Here is a 17132-nt window from a genome sequence, read left to right as displayed (position 1 = left end):
CCGAGACTCAGTCCACGACACCGACGAGGCGTGCGAAGGCGCTCAGCCGCGCCACACCCTCCGGCGTGTAGGGCAGATCATCGAGCAACGCCGGCGAGTGGATCAGATAGGCCACGCACTGCGCACGCGAGATCGCCACGTTGAGGCGGTTCTGCAGCAGCAGGAACTCGGGCCCGCGCGGCGCATCCCGACCACTCGAGGCGGCGAGCGAGGTGATCGAGACGACCGCCTCCTTGCCCTGGAAGTTGTCGACCGTGCCGACCGGCACATCGGGGAATCCCGCGGCTGAGAGGGCATCGAGCACCAGCTGGCGCTGCGCGTTGTACGGGGTGACGACGATGATGTCGCTCTGCGCGAGTTCACGGGTGGTCATCGACGCGTCGTTGTCGGTGAACGAGCGGCCCACGAGCTCGCCGACCAGCCGAACGACCTCGGCGGCCTCCTCTGGCGACTGGGTCGAGTTGCCTCGATGGCGCAGCGGCACGACGTGCAGACCGGAGTCGATGCCGTGCACCTCGCGACGTTCGGTGCCCGGCGCCGAAGCGAGCTTTCCCGCATAGGAGAGCCGCGACACCGGTGCCGCGACCGCTGGATGCATCCGCCATGAACGCGCGAGGAAGTACCCGTACTCGGGGCGCACCACGGCATCGCCATCCATGACCCAGCCGAGTGCCGAGGTGTCGACCGGCTCGGGATGCGCGCCCTGGCTGACCTGCGGCAGCTGCTGCGGATCGCCCAGCAGCAGCAGTCGCTTGGCCCCGGCCGCGACCGCGATGGTCGAGGCGAGCGAGAACTGCCCGGCCTCGTCGATCACGAGCAGATCGAGCCCGCCCCGATCGACACGTGCGGTGTTGCTGAAGTCCCAGGCCGTGCCGCCGACCACGGCGCCCTCGTCACGATGCTCGGCGAGGAAGGGCGCCATGCCGCTCTTCGGGATCACCGTGTACGAGGGGTCGGCAGTCGGATCCTTCGGGGCCTTGCCGACCTGCGCCGGCGGCACCCCGTCGGCGACGATGCGCTCGAGGAGCGTCTCGATGATCGCGTGCGACTGCGCCACGACGCCGACCTTGAACCCGTGCTCGGTGACGAGACGGGCGATCACGCGCGATCCCGTGTACGTCTTGCCGGTGCCGGGAGGGCCCTGCACCGCGAGGTAGCTGCGGTCGAGGTCGAGAACCGCGCGCACGATCGCGTCGATCACGTCGTCGTCGGCAGCCGGGATCGCCGCTCCCGAGAGGGTGCGCGGTGGGATGCGGCGCAGGATGTCGGTCGCAGCATCCTCGGGGAATGACGGAGCGGCCGCGTGCACGGAATCCGCCCACTCGTCGATCGCGCCCTGCAGCGAGACGACCCTGGGCGGTGCGGCCGGTGTCAGCGCGAGCGGGATCTGATCCCAGGTCTGCCCCTGGATCGCGGTCTCGGTCACCAGGTAGCCGTCGTCGAGCACCTCGGTCACCGTGACCGTGTGCGGCACATGCACGGCACGAGACGGCACCTCGAGGTCGAACGGGGCCGGCACCTCGTAGAGCGCGAACGGCTGCGCGCCGACGCCGAGCGTCGTTCCCGGCGACACCTCGCCACGGACCTCGATGTCGCGCGACATCACGCGGCGCCCTTCGGCGACACTCCAGTCCCGGCTCACGACCGAGGACGGGCGATCGACGCGCACCACGTCGCGCGTGCCGTCCCACATCGTGACCGGCTCGCGCAGCCGCTGGAAGTGCGAGACCCAGAAGCTCTTGGCCTCGCGCGGGAAGTAGTCGATCGCTGCCGCGGCGATGCGGTGCACCTGGCCGTCGTCTCCGGCGTCGACCGCAGCCTCGGCATCCGCGAGCAGCGCGACCGACCGCGGCGATGGCTCGTAGACCAGCTCGTCCGCAGCATCCGGCGGCGCGGGGTTCACGCCCTCTCGACGCGCGATCTCGATCAGCCAGTTGCGCAGGCGCCTGGTCGACACGCAGTCGTACCGGTTGTAGTCGGCGAGATCGGCGAGCACGGCGTCTGCTTCCGCCTGCTCCCCCGCGGCCGCGAACTCGCGCGCCGCGACGTACTGCACGATCGAGTCGTCGCCCTTCTGCACGTCGCTCGTGCGCACATCGGCGCCCATGTAGAGCGGCTCGAGCTTCTTGATCGAGTACGAGCGCGAGCCGACCCGCACCGTGCGCAGCACCAGCGGGTAGAGATCGACGAACACGCCCTCCCGGAGCAGCCGGTCGACCTCTCCCTCACGGACCCCGTGGCGGGCGGCCATCGCGACCAGGTGCGAGGTCTCGTAGGGGGCGTAGTGGTAGATGTGCATGCCGGGATGCGCCGACCTGCGCAGCTTCACGAAGTCGAGGAAATCCTCGAGGGCGCGCTTCTCATCGGCGAAGGTGTGCGCCCACAGCGCGGAGTACCGGTCGTCGTTGTCGACCCAGCCGAACAGGTAGTCGATGCCCCAGTGCGCCTCGCCGTCGGGCGCAGGCTCGGTGTACAGCGGATCGCCTTCGAAGTCGAAGAAGATGTCGCCGAGGCTCGGCACCGGCAGGGTGTGGATCGCGGCGGCGTAGTGCACGTCGTAGGTCGGCACGCCCTCGGCATCCGCCCGCAGCTGCACCCTCGCCTGCGCTCGGAGCGTCGCGAAGGTGTCCGCGTTCATACCCTCCGGCGCATCGGTCGCAGCCGCGAGTGCGTCGATGGTCTCGATGCCGCCGGCACGGAGCCGAGCGCGCTGCACCGGCCGCATGCGCGCGACCATCAGCAGGTCCCGGTGCGCGATCACCTGCTCCTCGCAGGTGGCGCAGCGTCCGCATGCGACGACGTCGAGGTCTCCGCGTCCGTCGCCCCACGCCAGCGGTGCCCCGCTCACACCCAGTTCGATGCCACGATCGGCGATGAGCGCGCGCAATCGCGCTCGGCGGACGTGGAAGAGCGGCAGCAGATCGTCGACCGAGTGCGTGCTGAGCGTGCTGTCGCCCAGGATGAGGTCGACCTCGTCGGATCGCGGGATCCCGAGGCGGTCGAGCTGATCGACATATGCCGCGAGCTGCATGAGCGCGGTGACGCGCGCCTTGCGGGCGAGCTTGGAGTCCTGCACCCGCCATCGGCCATCGTCGTCGCGGCGGAGGAAGTCCGCGAAGCCGACGAACTCCTCGGTCGCGAACGCGGCCTGGAAGACCACCAGCGCATCGGAGCCCAGGGCGTCGATCGTCTCGTCGATCGCGGCAGCGAGCGCCTCGGCATCGATCGACGACACCTTCTCGACCTGGTGCACGCGATCGTCGCCGAGGTCATCGACGTACCGGGCCAGGACGTTGCGCTCGTGCACGTCGCCGAGCAGGGCTGCCCGTGCGAGCGTCGCGTCCTCCGGCTCCTCGACAGCCGGCACCCTGCCCAGCTTCGCGTCGATCGCGCGGCACCACGCGAACTCGCACTCGGCGGCCGCCTTGAGGTCGCTCGCGCTCCAGATCACGCGCTGCGCCTGAGTGTCGATCCGCACTGTGCTCCCATCGATCGGATGCTTCGACCCTAGCCGCGGCATCCGACACTCGAGGCGGCCAGGCGCACGGAAGCAGTGCCCCGAGCGCGTCAGTCGAGCGACTCAGAGACCTGGACAGGCCCGCCGATCGGTCAGCGCCACCAGGTGTCGTCCGGCGTCACCGGGAGATTGCGCTTGTGCTGCGTCGCGAGGTACTTGGCCTCGATGCGTCCGGCGACCTCCGGGTCGACCTCGCGGCCCTCGAGGAAGTCATCGATCTGCTCGTAGGTCAGACCGAGCTCGTCCTCGTCGGCACGGCCGGGCTGGCCGTCGAGCAGGTCGGCGGTCGGCACCTTGAACGCGAGACGGTCAGGCGCTCCGAGCTCCTGGAGCAACGAGCGCCCCTGACGCTTGCTGAGCCCGGACAGGGGCAGGATGTCGGCCGCTCCGTCACCGAACTTCGTGTAGAAGCCGGTCACCGCCTCTGCCGCATGGTCGGTGCCGATGACGAGCTGACCGGCGTGACCGGCCAGGGCGTACTGGGTCACCATGCGGACCCGCGCCTTGATGTTGCCGCGGTTGAAGTCGCTGATGTCGCTGGTGACCGCGAACTCGATGTCCTCCTCGACGCCGTCGACGCCGTTCTGGATGTTCACCTCGACGGACTCGTCGGCCGCGATGAACTCGAGCGCCGCCTTGGCGTCGTCCGCGTCGTGCTGCACGCGATACGGCAGTCGCACGGCGAGGAACGTCGCCGCGCCGCCTTCGGCGCGCACGCGTTCCACCGCGAGCTGCGCGAGGCGTCCGGCCAGCGTCGAGTCCTGTCCGCCCGAGATGCCGAGCACGAAGCCCTTGGCACCGGTGGCACGCAGGTAGTCGGCCAGGAACTGCACACGGCGCTCCACCTCGGCGGCTGGGTCGATCTCGGCCGAGACGCCGAGCGCTTCAGAGATCTGCTTCTGCAGGGACACGTGATCCTCCGGTCTTCTCGACGTCAGTATCCTCCCCCAGTGTTACATCGGGATGACACCGCTCGCACGCTCCCGGCTTCGCACGACCCGATCGACCTGGCAGGATGGCGGGGTGAAACTTCTCGTCGCAGCCATGGCCTCCGAACTCGAAGCATTCCCGGAGGAGCTCGAGGGATTCGATCAGCTCGTCACCGGCGAGGGCAAGATGCAGGCCACCTACGCCCTCACCCGCGCGCTCGACGCCAAGGAGTACACCGAGGTCGTGGTCGTCGGCACGGCCGGTGGCATCGACCCGAACCTCGACGCGGTCGTGCACGAGATCGGGAGCGCGCTGCAGCATGACGTGTTCGATCTCGACGGCATCGCCGGGCAGCACGTCTCACTGCCCGCACGTGTGTCGACCGGACGCGATGGCGTGCTGATCGCCACCGGTGACAGCTTCGTCGGCGACGCCGGGATCACGGCCGTCATCCGCCCCTCTGGCGCCGGACTGGTCGACATGGAGACCTATGCGTACATCTGGGTCGCCGAGAAGTTCGGGGTGCCGATCCGCGCCTTCCGAGCCATCTCGGACCGGGCCGAGGACGGCGCGCTCGTCGACTTCCGCGCCGCGATCGCCCGCTGCAGCGTGCAGCTGCGCGAGGTCATCCGCCACGAGTACGGCGTCTGACCTGCCCTGGGCAGCTGCGCGTCAGCGAGCCTCGATGATGCTCGGCCCCTCGGGGGTCGCCCGCACGCGCAGCTGCGCCGGGATCTGCTCCTGCATGGCCTCGACGTGACTGATCACGCCGACCGTGCGGCCACCCTGCCGCAGCTCGTCGAGCGTGCGCATCGCGACGTCGAGCGTGTCGCCGTCGAGCGAGCCGAAGCCCTCATCGATGAAGAGCGTGTCGAGTCGGATGCCGCCGGCTCGCGCCGTGACGACCTCGGCGAGTCCGAGCGCGAGGGCGAGCGAGCTCAGGAAGGTCTCACCGCCGGAGAGCGACTGCGCCGGCCTGCTCTGGCCGGTGAAGGCGTCGAAGACGACGATCCCGAGGCCTGACGCCGCCCCACGTGCCGCAAGGGCATCCGAGTGCTGCAGCTGGTAGCGGCCGGTCGACATGTCGCCGAGTCGGCGGTTCGCGGCCTCGACGATCTCCTCGAGCTCGGCAGCGAGGACGAAGGTCTCCAGGGTCATCTTGCGCGTGTTCGCCCCGCGACCGGCGATCGTGTCGGCCAGGCCGCGGATCGTCTCGAAGGCTGCGGCCTCGTCTGCGGTACGAGCGTGCTCGGATGCCGCTGACTCGATCAGACCGTCGAGTCGCTCGGCAGTGCCGGCCGCGCGCGCGGCCTCGTCGACCGCGCTCGTCCATGCCGATCGGGCGGCGGCCGCGGCGAGCTCGACCGGTGCGAGGTCGATGAGCTCGTCGGGGAGCATGCGCAGTTCCAGCTCCAGCAGGATCGCGCGCTCCTTCTCGCGGCGCACGGCATGCTCGGTGATGCGTGCGTCGAGCGCTGCCTGCGCGGCTGCGGAACGGAGCGCGGCCTCGGCCGCCGCGGCGTCGGCGAAGGCGGACGCCGCCAGTGCCTGCCGCTGCTCCTCCACGGCGTCGCGCGCTGCGGCTTCACGGCGCGCGTGCTCGGCGATCGCGTCGGCGAGGGCGCTCGCGGCGGCCACCTGTGCCGTCGATGCCGCGATCCGCTCCGCGACGCTCGGCGCATCGCCCCGCGCCTCTGCGATCGTCGATTCCGACTCGGTGGCGCGCTGGAGCAGCAGCGCACGCGTCTCGCGGGCCGAAGCAAGTTCGGCGGAGTCTGCGGCGTGCGCTGCCTCGAGCTGCTGCGTCCGCGCGGCGAGCTCCTGCAGCCTCGCATCGAGCACCCGCTGCAGTTCGGCGGCAGCGATGCTCTCGGCGTGCGCCGCCGTGGCGGCGTCGCGCTCGGCTGCCGCCTGCTCGGCGGTTCGTCCATCCGCGCGGGCGACGGCCGCGGCGAGCTCCGCCCGCAGCGTCGACGATGCTGCGGCTGCATCCCGCTCTCGCTGCGCCGCCTCATCGCGGAGCCGCTCGGCTTCCTCGATGTCAGCGGCCGAGACCGGGTCGGTGTGCGGTGCCGGTGACGGATGCTCGAGCGAACCGCACACCGGGCAGGCGTCGCCATCGGCGAGCCCTGCGGCGAGTTCTCCGGCGAATCCGTCGAGTCGTCGCGCACGGAGCCGTGCGAGTGCGCTCTGCGCGTCGGCGTGCGCTGCGGTGGTCTCGGCGAGGGCGCGCTCCGCGATCCGATGCGCGTCATCGAGCCGTGCGGCCTCCTGGCTCGCCGCCCAGCGTGCTTCGGCCGCGGCCGTCGCGGCGAACAGATCTGGCGCACGGTCGGCAGCCCGTCGAGCCTCGTCCCGCTCATCGGTGAGTCGCGCGAGCATGGCCGGCGCCGCCCCCCGTTCGACCTCGGCGGCATCCATGCGCGCGCCGACCGCGACGATATCGGCCTCGGCACGCTGCAGCTCGGCACGGAGCGTCGGCGACTCCTCCTCCAGGATGCGTGCGCGTTGCCACGCACCGATCTCGGCAGTGCGCTGCGCGCCCCAGCCGTCGAGATCGTCGGTCACGATGCCGAACAGGTCCCACGCGGATCGGGCGCTTCGCGCTCCCTCAGCCGCGTCGGCGAGTGCTGCTGCTGCCCTCGTCGCGGCCTGGATCGGCGCCCGGAGGATCTCCGCCGAGCGCGCGTTCGCCAGTTCCTCACGGGCTTCGGACAGCTGCGACTCTTCGGCATCGAGCAGCTCCAGCGCGGTGCGGGCGCGATCGCGCTCCACCTGGTCGCGGCGCTCCTCGCGCGCTGCAGCGAGTGCTGCGTCTGCCGCGGCCGACCGCTTCTCCTCCTCGTCGCGCTCAGACGCGCGGCGCTCCGCTCGATAGTCCGCTCGCGCCTTGGCCCGACGAAGCTCGTCGAGACGCTCCTCTGTCGTCAGCGTGCGCGTGCGCGTGGGCGCCGCGGCATCCGATGCCTGCTCGTCAGCGGTCGACTCGGTGGCATCGCCGGACTCGCCGGCATCGCCGGCAAGGTCAGCGCCGGCGACGAGGCGTTCGGCCTCCTCGAGTCGCGCCATGACGGTCGCCGTCCTGGCCCCGAGCGACTGCTCGGCGGCGCGTCGGCGCTCATCGAATCGTGCCTGCACGTCCTCGAACCGCTGCGTGCCGAACAGTCGGCGCAGCAGTGTCTGGCGGTCCTTGCTGTTCGCCAGCAGGAACTCGGAGAATCGGTTCTGCGCCAGCAGGATCACCTGCAGGAACTGCTCCCTGCTGAGCTGCAGGATCTCGTCGAGATCGTTGGCGACGTCGACGGCGCGGGCGGAGCGGCCGATCCAGCCGGCATCCGTCCACTCGTCGAGGCCGACGCCGGCGGCCTGCTTGGTCAGTCCTCCGCCGCGCTTGGCAGGCCGCAGATACTCCGGCGATCGCGTGACGCGGAAGCGACCCGTCGGCGTGCTGAACTCGACCACGACCTCGGACACGTCATCCGGGCCGGAATGGTCGCTGCGAAGCCGCTTCTCGCCGCCGTCGTAGCGCGGCACGCCACCATAGAGTCCGAAGCACACTGCGTCGAGGATGCTCGACTTGCCGGCGCCCGTCCGCCCTGCGATCAGGAAGATCCCGTCGTCCGCGAACGCATCGAAGTCGACGATCTGGCGCGACCGGAACGGGCCGAAGCCCTCGACCTCCAGGCGGCGCAGTCGCATCAGACCAGCGCGTCTGCGCGCACGCGCTCGTCGAGCACCTCGCGGATCAGTGCGCGCTCGGTCTCGGTCGCTCCGTGTCCTGCCCGGACGTGCTCGAGGAACGCCTCGACCCGATCGACGTCGGTGACGGCGGTTCGCAGCCGCTGCGAATAGGAGCGCTCGTCCTTCTCGGCGGTCGCCACCGGCTGGTGCTGCACCATGGCGCAGAACGGGAAGCGCTCACGGAGCCGGCGCATCGGCTCGGTCTGGGGCTGTGCATCGGTGTAGACCGCGCAGATCCAGTCGTCGGCATGCACCGCGACGTTGTCGGCGGAGAGGATCTCGTCGAGCGTGCCGGTGAGTGTCACGAGCCGTCGTGGCACCGGCAGATCGAGCCACGCTGCCGAGGCGAAGCCGGAGGCATCGAGGTCGATGAGCCACGAGCCGCGCGGCTTGTGCTGCTCGCCGAAGCTGTAGTGCAGCGGGGCACCGGCATACCGGACGCGCTCGCTGAGCTGCTGGCGCCCGTGGATGTGTCCGAGCGCCACATAGTCGGGGCCGTCGAACACGCTGACCGGCACGACGTCGAGACCGCCCTGACGGACCTCTCGCTCGAGTCCTGCCGTGGCGTCGACACCCGCCGCGAAGCAGTGCGCGATCGCGACCGAACGCCCCGGGTGCTCGGTCATGCCGGCGCGGACGAGCTGCATCGCGTGCGCCATGGTCTGCGCCTGCGTGCGCAGCTGCCGCCCATCGGAGTCCCCCTCCGGCCAGTGCTGACGAACGATCGCCGGCTCGAGGTACGGGATGCCGAAGAAGTGCACGGGACCGTCGACATCGTCGACCGTCACCGGGGTGCCGATCGCGAGCGGATCGGTGAGCACATGGATGCCGTCTCGCAGGAGCCTGGCCTGGAAGCCGAGCCGCGCAGCCGAGTCGTGGTTGCCGCTCGTGACGATCACGGTCGCACCGGTGCCGTGCAGCCCGACGAGCGCATCGCCGAGCAGTGTGTACGCGGCCGCGGACGGCGTCGCCGAGTCGAAGACGTCGCCGGCGACGATCACGACGTCGACCGCATGCTCGCGAACCTGCTCGGTGAGCGCTCCGAGCACCTCGGCCAGCGCATCCATGGTCGATGAACCATGGAAGGTGCGGCCGATGTGCCAATCGGAGGTGTGCAGGATTCGCATACTCACACGGTACGAAGCACCACCGACATTCGGTCCGAGGCGTGCCGCGGCATCCGTTCCCGACCGCCGGATCCGATGGGAATCGCCGGTCTGCGGATGCCGCGGCACCGGATCAGTGCGCGGCCGGCACCGCATCTCCCTGCGTCGGAAGGAGCTGGTCCTTCGTCCCGCGCACCATGAGTGCTGCGATGACGGACGCGACGACCATCAGGATCGACGCCGCGATGAACGTCCAGCCGTAGGCATCGGTCAGTCCCTGGGGAGAGACATCGGCCTGCGAGTGCCCGCCGACCGAGGCCGCGTAGACGGCAGTGAACACCGAGAGTCCGATCGATCCGCCGATCTGCATCGCGGAGTTCGCGACCGCCGATGCCACGCCGGCGTCGTGCGGGGCGACACCGGACAGCGCGAGGTTCTGCAGTGGGATGAAGACGAAGCCCATGCCGATGCCGAGCAGCGCCAGCGCCGGTGCGATCTGCACGAGATATGCGCCGTCCGGCGTGATGCCGGAGAGCGTGAACAGGCCGACCGCCGCGATCAGCGGTCCGACGATCAGCATCGGCCGCGGCCCGATCACCGGAAGCAGCTTGGTCGCGATCGGGGCGATCACCATCGTCGCGATCGGCAGCGGCAGGCTCGCCAGCCCCGCCTGGAACGCGCCCATCCCGAGCACGAACTGCAGGTGGAACGTGAGGTAGACGGTGGCGCCGATCATGATCGCGCCCGCGATGCCCTGGATCAGGAACGCGCCACCGCGCACCCGATCGGCGACGACCCGCAGCGGCAGCAGTGGCTGGGAGACCCTGCTCTCCACCCAGACGAAGAGACCGAGCAGCGCGGCGCCGATCACCAGGAACGCGATGGTCAGCGGATTCGCCCACCCGTTCTCGGCGAGCGTGAATCCGTAGACGAGCACTCCGAGACCGAGGGTCACGGTGACCGCGCCCCACACGTCGTAGCGGTTGTCGCCCTCGGCCCTGCTCTCGGTGAGCACGATCGCGCCGCCGACGACGCCGATCACGACGAAGAAGAGGTTGACGAGCAGGCACCAGCGCCAGTCGGTGAACTCGGTGAGGACGCCACCGAGCAGCATCCCCACAGCGGCCCCGGTGCCTGCGACGGTCCCGAACACCGCGAACGCCGTGTTGCGCTCACGACCAGATGGGAAGGTCACCGTCAGCAGGGCGAGCGCTGCAGGAGCCAGCAGTGCCGCGAACGCCCCCTGCAGACCGCGGGCGAGGATGAGCTCCCACCCCTGCTGGGCGAGACCGCCGTAGAGGGATGCCGCGCCGAAGCCGAGCATGCCGACCATGAAGATGCGCTTGCGGCCCACGTAGTCGGCGATCCGACCGCCGAGCAGGAGCAGCGCGCCGAAGGCGAGCGCGTACGCGGTGACGACCCACTGACGTTGCCCGTCCGTGAGATCGAGCGCGGCCTGGGCGCGTGGCAGTGCGATGTTGACGATGGTGCCGTCGAGGACGACGACGAGCTGCGTCAACGAGAGGACGATGAGCCCCCACCATCGGGTCTGAGGGCGGGAGCGCAGGGAAGAAGACATGGAAAAACCTCCGGTGTCTGGTGACGGATGCCGGAGGTTTCGAGCCTCGGACCAGCGCGCCGATGGCGCCTGACCACCTCGGTCGACGTGACCGAGCAGACGTCCATCCTATGCCTGCGTCCAGCAGGTCCGTGAGCGGAAGGTCCCCTGACCCACCCTCGTCATGACGATCGACACGTGGTGATACATGGTGCGCTGTGCGCTGTCACCTGTGCGGCGTGCTGGGCTGCGCGATGCGAGATCTGGGCTGCCCTCCGCCCGACAGGAGCCGGAATTGCCCCTCCGGCTGGGGGTGTGCCCGCTTCGTCGTGACTACCGACTTCCGCTCTCCTGCGTCAGCCCTCCAGGTCGTGGAGCCAGTTCGCCTGCTGGATCCGGTTGTCGAGTTCCCGCAGCTCCTGTGCGACCGCGTCTGCCCTGGCGCGCAGCTCTGCCACCGGCAGCGCGGAGATCTTCCGCAGCTCCGATCGCATCTGACGCTGGAAGGTGTCGTTCGATCCGGAGGCCGCCGCCGCGGCATCCGCCAGCAGCGAGTGCTGCAGACGCAACACATCGCGCGCCGCGAGTGCATCGGTCATGGTGCCGTCCGCACCGAGGTCGAGCCGCGCGTTCGTGGCGTTGATCCGGCGGATCAGGTCGCGCAGCTGCGCCAGGTCGGCGTCTGCTTCGACGAGCAGGGCCGCGGCATCCTCTGCCGGCTCCTCGCCTTCCTGGTACCGGGCGTTGGACGTGATGCGAGCGCGCAGCTGCTCGATACGACGCTGCAGATCGGCTCGGGCGGTGAGTGCCTCTGCGAGTTTCATGCCCTCATCCTGACAGGAGGAGCGCGTGTAACACAGCGTCACACGCCTTGCGGGTCAGCGAGCGCGCAGCAGATGCGCGTGCTCGGGGTGCGCGCTGAACCAGTCGGCCACGTACCAGCACACGGCGTCGACCTTGCGGTCGCCGCGTTCCAGCAGGTCGGCGACAGCGCCCTCCGTGACCGTCCCTGCGTAGCCGTGGCCCCGGAAAGTCGGGATCGTGAAGGCTCTCGTGAGGGCCACCGTGTGCCCGTCGTCGCGATAGTCCAACACGCTGACCAGCTGCCCGTCCCGGGTCAGCGTGTAGCGCGAGGCATCCTTCTCGTCGGTGAGGATGAAGCCGGCGGCAAGCGTCGAAGTGCTCATCGTTCCACGGTACGCCCGCCCATCGAGGATGTCGTCGTTTTGACACGGGCCGACACGATCGGACATAATCCCCCCATGACCACCAACGCAAGCCCTTTGTCCGCCCAGGAGGCGAACAGGACTGCCGGGATGATGATGCCCGGTCGCGTTGGCATGTGTTGCCGAATGTGTAGCTGAACGATCAGCCACCCCGCACGACCCGGTGAATCGCGATCTGCGAACTCCGAGTCCCCGAGCATCCACCCTCTGCTCGCTTCCCGGCCCCGCCCGGTCATTCATGCAACGCATCAGAGCCGAATCGGCTCACTCGTCCTGAGGACTTCATCATCATGTCGAACACCGCAATTCTCGAGCGTCCCACCGCCCCCGCCGTGATCAACACCACCAACTCGCAGCCTGAGCCCTCCGCTCCGCTGTCGACAGCCGCCGCAGATCTCCCTGCCGTCCGCTCCCCCCGTGGCTTCGCCCTCTACGTCGGTCTCGACGAGATCAAGGCGGCGGAAGCCGGCGTCAGCCTCCCGCTCCTCGTCGACGCACTGCGCCGAACGCTCGCCGAGCTCGCCCCCGGCGCCGAGACCCACGCCACCGTCGCCCTCGCGCCGCACGGCTCCGGCGGCCGCGACCTCGACGTCGTTCGCCTCGCCCTGCAGGAGCCGGGCGCGATCGCCCGCACCAAGGCGGCAGCCGAGGAGGAGACCGCCGACGTCGAAGGCGGCGTCGTGGTCGACATCTCCCGCAAGCGCGTGCTGATCGACGGCGAATCCGCCGCGTTCACCTACAAGGAGTTCGAGCTGCTCCAGTACCTCGTGCTCCGCGAAGGACGAACGATCGAGCGCTCCGAGCTCGTCTCGGCCCTCTGGCAGGCACAGGACGACGAGACCCCCGGCGAGCGCACGATCGACGTGCACGTGCGTCGGCTGCGGGCCAAGCTCGGCCGCTACGAGGACATCGTGCGCACGGTGCGCGGTATCGGTTACCGGTTCGACCGGCACGCCGACGTCGTGATCCGCTACGGCCACGGCACGCCCTCGCCCGACCGCTTCTGATCGCACCGCCCGTCACTGTCAGACGCCCGACGTAGGGTGGGCGCATGACGATGACAGCGGATGCCGGAGCGGCCGGCGCCGCGACCCATGGCACGCCGCAGGAGACCGTCTATCGACCGCGGCATCCGCTCGATCTCGTCCGCACGGTCGGCATGCTCCGCCGAGGGAGGACCGACCCGACGACCGTGATCGAGGGCGGTGTGATCTGGCGTGCGCTGCGTACTCCGTCCGGCGTCGCCACCCTCGCGCTTCGATCGGTCGGCGACGAGGTCCGTGCCACCGCTTGGGGCGCTGGAGCCGCAGACGCACTCGACCGCGTCCCGAGGCTCTGCGGTGCGGATGACGATGCCACCGGGTTCGACCCCTCGGGGCACCCGCTCATCGCCGACACCGCTCGCCGCAACCCTGGCCTTCGCCTCACGCGAACCGACGAGGTCTTCGACGCGCTCGCCTGCGCGATCATCGAGCAGAAGGTGACCGGTATGCAGGCGTTCGGCGCCTGGCGCTTCCTTGTCTCCCGGGTCGGCGAGCGAGCACCCGGTCCGACCCCGCGTCCGATGTTCGCCGCTCCCCCTCCTTCTGCCTGGCGCCTCATCCCGTCGTGGACGTGGCAGCGCGCCGGCGTCGAGCCTCCGCAGTCCAAGACCATCGTCCGCGCGGCGCAGCGCGGCGACAGCATCGAACGCGCGATGCGATCCGCCTCGACAGGCCCCGACCGCGACCGGGTGCTCACCAGCCTTCCCGGCGTCGGCGTGTGGACATCGGCCGAGACCCGCATCCGTGCGCTCGGCGATCCCGATGCGGTGAGTGTCGGCGACTACCACCTCGCCCACCAGGTCGGCTACGTGCTCACCGGCACCCGCACCGACGACGACGGGATGCTCGAGCTCCTCGCCCCCTGGGCCGGCCACCGGCAGCGGGTGGTGCGGCTGATCCACGCGAGCGGCGTGATGGAGCCGCGTCGCGGTCCGCGCCTCGCCCCCGAAGACCACCGCGACCGCTGAGCCGTCGTCGATCAGGACACGGCCTAGGCTGAGGGCATGAACGCACGCCGTCGTCTCGGTCTCCGCCTGCTCGTCACGATCGGGCTGCTCGTGCTCGGCGTCGTCATCGGTCTGATCTTCCAGAACGTCTGGCTTGGGCTGCTGCTCGCCGCGATCGTCTGGATCGGATGGTTCCTCGGCTACGAGTCGCGCCGCGGGCACAACGCCGGTGTCAACGACGAGGACCACGGCATCGAGCTCTGAGCCGGGCCAGGGCCCTCAGTAGTAGACCGCGAGCGGACCCGTCGGCCCGTCCACCACCTGCACCGGCGTCTCGAAGACCCGGGTGAGCACCTCATCGGTCATGATCTGCGCCGGCGGACCGAACTCCACCACCGCGCCGTCCTTCATCGCACAGATGTGATCCGCGTAGTGCCCCGCGAAGTTGATGTCGTGCAGCACGATCACGATCGTCCGTCCGAGTTCTTCGGCAGCCCGCCGCAGATGCTGCATCATCTGCACGGCGTGACGCATGTCGAGGTTGTTCAACGGCTCGTCGAGCAGCACGAACTCGGTGTCCTGCGCCAGCACCATCGCGACGTAGGCGCGCTGCCGCTGTCCGCCGGAGAGTTCGTCGAGGTAGCGCCTCTCGAGGTCGCCGAGGTCGAGGAAGTCGATGGCCTGGCTGATCACGGCCTCATCCGCCCGCGTCAACCGTCCCTTCGAATGCGGGAACCGCCCGAAGCCGACCAGCTGCCGCACGGTGAGACGGGTGACGAAGTGGTTCTCCTGACGCAGGATCGACACGATCTTCGCCAGATCGGCCGAACGCGTGGAGGCGACGTCGTAGCCGCCGATCTCGATCGACCCCGCGTCCATCCCGTTCAGCCGCCCGATCATCGTCAAGAGCGTCGACTTGCCGGCTCCGTTGGGGCCGATCAGCGCGGTGATGCCGCCCGTCGGGATCTGCAGATCGACCGGACCGATCGCGACCTCGCTGCTGTAGTCACGGCGCACGCCGTCGAGTGCGATCACAGTCGCCCCTTTCTGAGGATGACGATGAGGAAGACCGCACCGCCGACGAGCTCGATGAGGATCGACACCATGCCCTGCGCGTAGAACACGTTCTTCATCACGAAGTAGGCACCGGCGAGGATCGTGAACGCCGTGAGCACCGCCACCGGGAAGATCAGTCGATGGTCATGGGTGTCGGCGAACTGGTAGGCCAGCGTCGCCACGAGGAAGCCGAGGAAGGTCATCGGCCCGACGAGTGCGGTCGACGTCGCCATCAGCACCGCCACCAGGAACAGCACCGACAGCTGCTCCCTCCGATGGTCGAGTCCGAGAGACCGCGCGGCGTCCGGTCCGAGCGACATCAGGTTCAGGCGACGCGAGCGCATCCACAGCAGCGCGGCGGCCGCGACGCACAGCGGGATGGCGAGCGGCAGATACGAGGCGTCGGCGTTCGAGACGTTCCCGAACAGCCGAGCGGCGAGCACGTCGAACTCGCTCGGCGTGAGCAGTCGCTGCATGAACGTCGAGATCGCGGCGAGCCCGCCCCCGATGATGATGCCGATCAGCAGCATGATCTGCAGGTTGCCGTACCGCCCGGAGAGCAGCCACCCGTACAGCGCCATGGCGAGGCCCACCATGATCACGATCTGCAGCCCGAACTGCCACAGCCCCTGGATGGCCACCAGACCGGCGACGCCGAACAGGTACACGGTGGTGGTCTGCACGACGCGGTACAGCGACTCGAAGCCCATGATCGACGGGGTGATGATGCGGTTGTTCGCGATGGTCTGGAACGCCACAGTCGCGACGGCCTGGGCGACCGCGACGATCGCCATCACCGTGACGTTGGTCGTGCGGTGCTTCGCGATGCGCCAGAAGCCCTCCGAGCCGAACGGCATCGGGTTGTCCCAGGCCAGCACACCGGCCCCGAACACGATCGAGGCCACCACCAGGGCCGCGAGCACGAGGATGTAGCGCCGCCGCGCTCGCGCGTTCACGAACGCACCGGCGGTGCGATCAGAGAGCTCCTGCTGCACGGCCCTAGCCACGACGACGCTGCCGCAGGAGGAGCAGGATGAACACGACGGCGCCGACGATGCCGAGGATGAGCGACACCGGCACCTCGAACGGCATGATGATCGTCCGGCCGATGATGTCGCAGACAGTGACGATCGCAACCCCCAGCAGGCACACCCACGGCAGGTTGCTGCGCAGGTCGTCACCGCGCACCATCGCGACGATGTTCGGCACGATCAGCCCGAGGAACGGGAGATTGCCGACGACCACGGTGACGACGCCGGTCGAGATCGCGATCAGGATCGTGCCGAGCAGGATGATGCGGTTGTAGTCCACGCCGACGTTGGTCGCGATCTCCTCGCCGAGTCCGGCGATGGTCAGGCGATCGGCGACCAGGAACACGACGACGCCGACCGCCGCGACGATCCACAGCATCTCGTACTGCCCGCGGAGCACCGAGGTGAAGCTGCCCGCGAACCACACGCCGAGGTTCTGCAGCGAGTCGGTGACGAGGGCGAAGTACGTCGACACGGCGCCGACGACCGCGCCGAGCATGATGCCGACGATCGGCACGATCAGCGAGGATCTCAGCGAGACGCGACGCAGGAACGCGAAGAACACCATGGTGCCGATGAAGGCCGCGATCACGGCGCCGGCCATGCGCAGCGGGATCGACGGCTGCGGCACGAGCACCATCACGGTGAGCAGGCCGAGGCCGGCCCACTCGGTGGTGCCGGTCGTGGTGGGTTCGACGAAGCGGTTCTGGGTGAGCAGCTGCATCACGAGGCCCGACATCGCCATCGCGGCGCCGGCCAGCACGAGCGCGATCGTGCGGGGGACGCGGGTGATCTGGAACATCTCGGCGCCGTCGGCGGCACCGGCGATGTCGTAGACCCCGGTGAAGAGCGAGACCACGAGCAGTGCGATGACAACGAGCAGCCCGATGAGCAGCTTCGCGTCGAACAACCGGCCCGGCGAACGGGACGGCGTGCGAGGAACGGTGGTGGAGGTCATGAGGGGATGCGGCGGCATC

14 protein-coding genes are annotated in these 17132 nt (G+C 69.5%); 4 read left to right on the top strand and 10 right to left on the bottom strand.

Going from position 1 to position 17132, the window contains the following annotated elements:
* Positions 1–7: 7 nt before the first annotated feature.
* Positions 8–3478, bottom strand: a complete 3471-nt coding sequence (locus V7Z82_RS05240; protein WP_334148730.1) for a TM0106 family RecB-like putative nuclease — start codon at positions 3476–3478, stop codon at positions 8–10.
* Positions 3479–3609: 131 nt separating this feature from the next.
* A complete protein-coding gene (nadE, locus tag V7Z82_RS05235) occupies positions 3610–4428 on the bottom strand; it encodes an ammonia-dependent NAD(+) synthetase (RefSeq protein WP_334148728.1) in 819 nt (272 codons plus the stop codon).
* Between the two features lie 112 nt (positions 4429–4540).
* Between nadE and V7Z82_RS05230 the strand changes: the two genes are divergently transcribed.
* On the top strand, positions 4541–5098 hold the full coding sequence (locus V7Z82_RS05230; RefSeq protein WP_334148726.1) for a phosphorylase family protein: 558 nt from the start codon (positions 4541–4543) through the stop codon (positions 5096–5098).
* A gap of 21 nt (positions 5099–5119) precedes the next feature.
* On the opposite strand, the gene V7Z82_RS05225 is transcribed toward V7Z82_RS05230, so the two are convergent.
* From V7Z82_RS05225 to V7Z82_RS05205, 5 genes are all read right to left on the bottom strand, one after another.
* Positions 5120–8146, bottom strand: a complete 3027-nt coding sequence (locus tag V7Z82_RS05225) for an SMC family ATPase (RefSeq protein ID WP_334148724.1) — start codon at positions 8144–8146, stop codon at positions 5120–5122.
* Positions 8146–9315 (bottom strand): exonuclease SbcCD subunit D, encoded by a 1170-nt coding sequence (locus V7Z82_RS05220; RefSeq protein WP_334148722.1) that lies wholly within the window; start codon positions 9313–9315, stop codon positions 8146–8148. Before V7Z82_RS05220 ends, V7Z82_RS05225 begins: the two co-directional genes overlap by 1 nt.
* Before the next feature lie 112 nt (positions 9316–9427).
* Positions 9428–10873 carry an MFS transporter gene (locus V7Z82_RS05215; RefSeq protein WP_334148720.1) on the bottom strand — a complete coding sequence of 482 codons (1446 nt, stop codon included), beginning with the start codon at positions 10871–10873 and terminating at the stop codon, positions 9428–9430.
* Positions 10874–11208: 335 nt separating this feature from the next.
* Positions 11209–11676 carry a DIP1984 family protein gene (locus tag V7Z82_RS05210; protein ID WP_334148718.1) on the bottom strand — a complete coding sequence of 156 codons (468 nt, stop codon included), beginning with the start codon at positions 11674–11676 and terminating at the stop codon, positions 11209–11211.
* A gap of 54 nt (positions 11677–11730) precedes the next feature.
* Positions 11731–12039: a GNAT family N-acetyltransferase gene (locus V7Z82_RS05205; RefSeq protein WP_334148716.1), complete on the bottom strand. Its 309-nt coding sequence runs from the start codon at positions 12037–12039 to the stop codon at positions 11731–11733.
* 329 nt (positions 12040–12368) lie between these two features.
* Between V7Z82_RS05205 and V7Z82_RS05200 the strand changes: the two genes are divergently transcribed.
* Genes V7Z82_RS05200 through V7Z82_RS05190 form a run of 3 tightly spaced genes read left to right on the top strand, consistent with a single transcriptional unit; the run spans position 12369 to position 14332 of the window.
* The gene (locus V7Z82_RS05200) at positions 12369–13085 is read left to right on the top strand and encodes a winged helix-turn-helix domain-containing protein (RefSeq protein WP_334148714.1); all 717 of its coding nucleotides are present in this window, start codon (positions 12369–12371) and stop codon (positions 13083–13085) included.
* Positions 13086–13129: 44 nt separating this feature from the next.
* On the top strand, positions 13130–14089 hold the full coding sequence (locus tag V7Z82_RS05195; protein WP_334148712.1) for a DNA-3-methyladenine glycosylase family protein: 960 nt from the start codon (positions 13130–13132) through the stop codon (positions 14087–14089).
* A gap of 36 nt (positions 14090–14125) precedes the next feature.
* Positions 14126–14332 (top strand): hypothetical protein, encoded by a 207-nt coding sequence (locus tag V7Z82_RS05190; RefSeq protein WP_045279151.1) that lies wholly within the window; start codon positions 14126–14128, stop codon positions 14330–14332.
* Between the two features lie 15 nt (positions 14333–14347).
* On the opposite strand, the gene V7Z82_RS05185 is transcribed toward V7Z82_RS05190, so the two are convergent.
* From V7Z82_RS05185 to V7Z82_RS05175, 3 genes are read right to left on the bottom strand one after another with little or no spacing between them, the layout of a single operon-like run.
* On the bottom strand, positions 14348–15103 hold the full coding sequence (locus V7Z82_RS05185; RefSeq protein WP_334148707.1) for an iron ABC transporter ATP-binding protein: 756 nt from the start codon (positions 15101–15103) through the stop codon (positions 14348–14350).
* On the bottom strand, positions 15100–16119 hold the full coding sequence (locus V7Z82_RS05180; protein ID WP_334148705.1) for an iron chelate uptake ABC transporter family permease subunit: 1020 nt from the start codon (positions 16117–16119) through the stop codon (positions 15100–15102). The genes V7Z82_RS05185 and V7Z82_RS05180 overlap by 4 nt, the downstream gene beginning before the upstream one ends.
* A gap of 4 nt (positions 16120–16123) precedes the next feature.
* A complete protein-coding gene (locus tag V7Z82_RS05175) occupies positions 16124–17113 on the bottom strand; it encodes an ABC transporter permease (protein WP_334148704.1) in 990 nt (329 codons plus the stop codon).
* Positions 17114–17132 lie beyond the last annotated feature (19 nt).

It is taken from the genome of Microbacterium sp., assembly GCF_036823965.1.
Lineage (GTDB): Bacteria > Actinomycetota > Actinomycetes > Actinomycetales > Microbacteriaceae > Microbacterium.
This window is presented reverse-complemented; position numbering and strand designations above follow the sequence as displayed.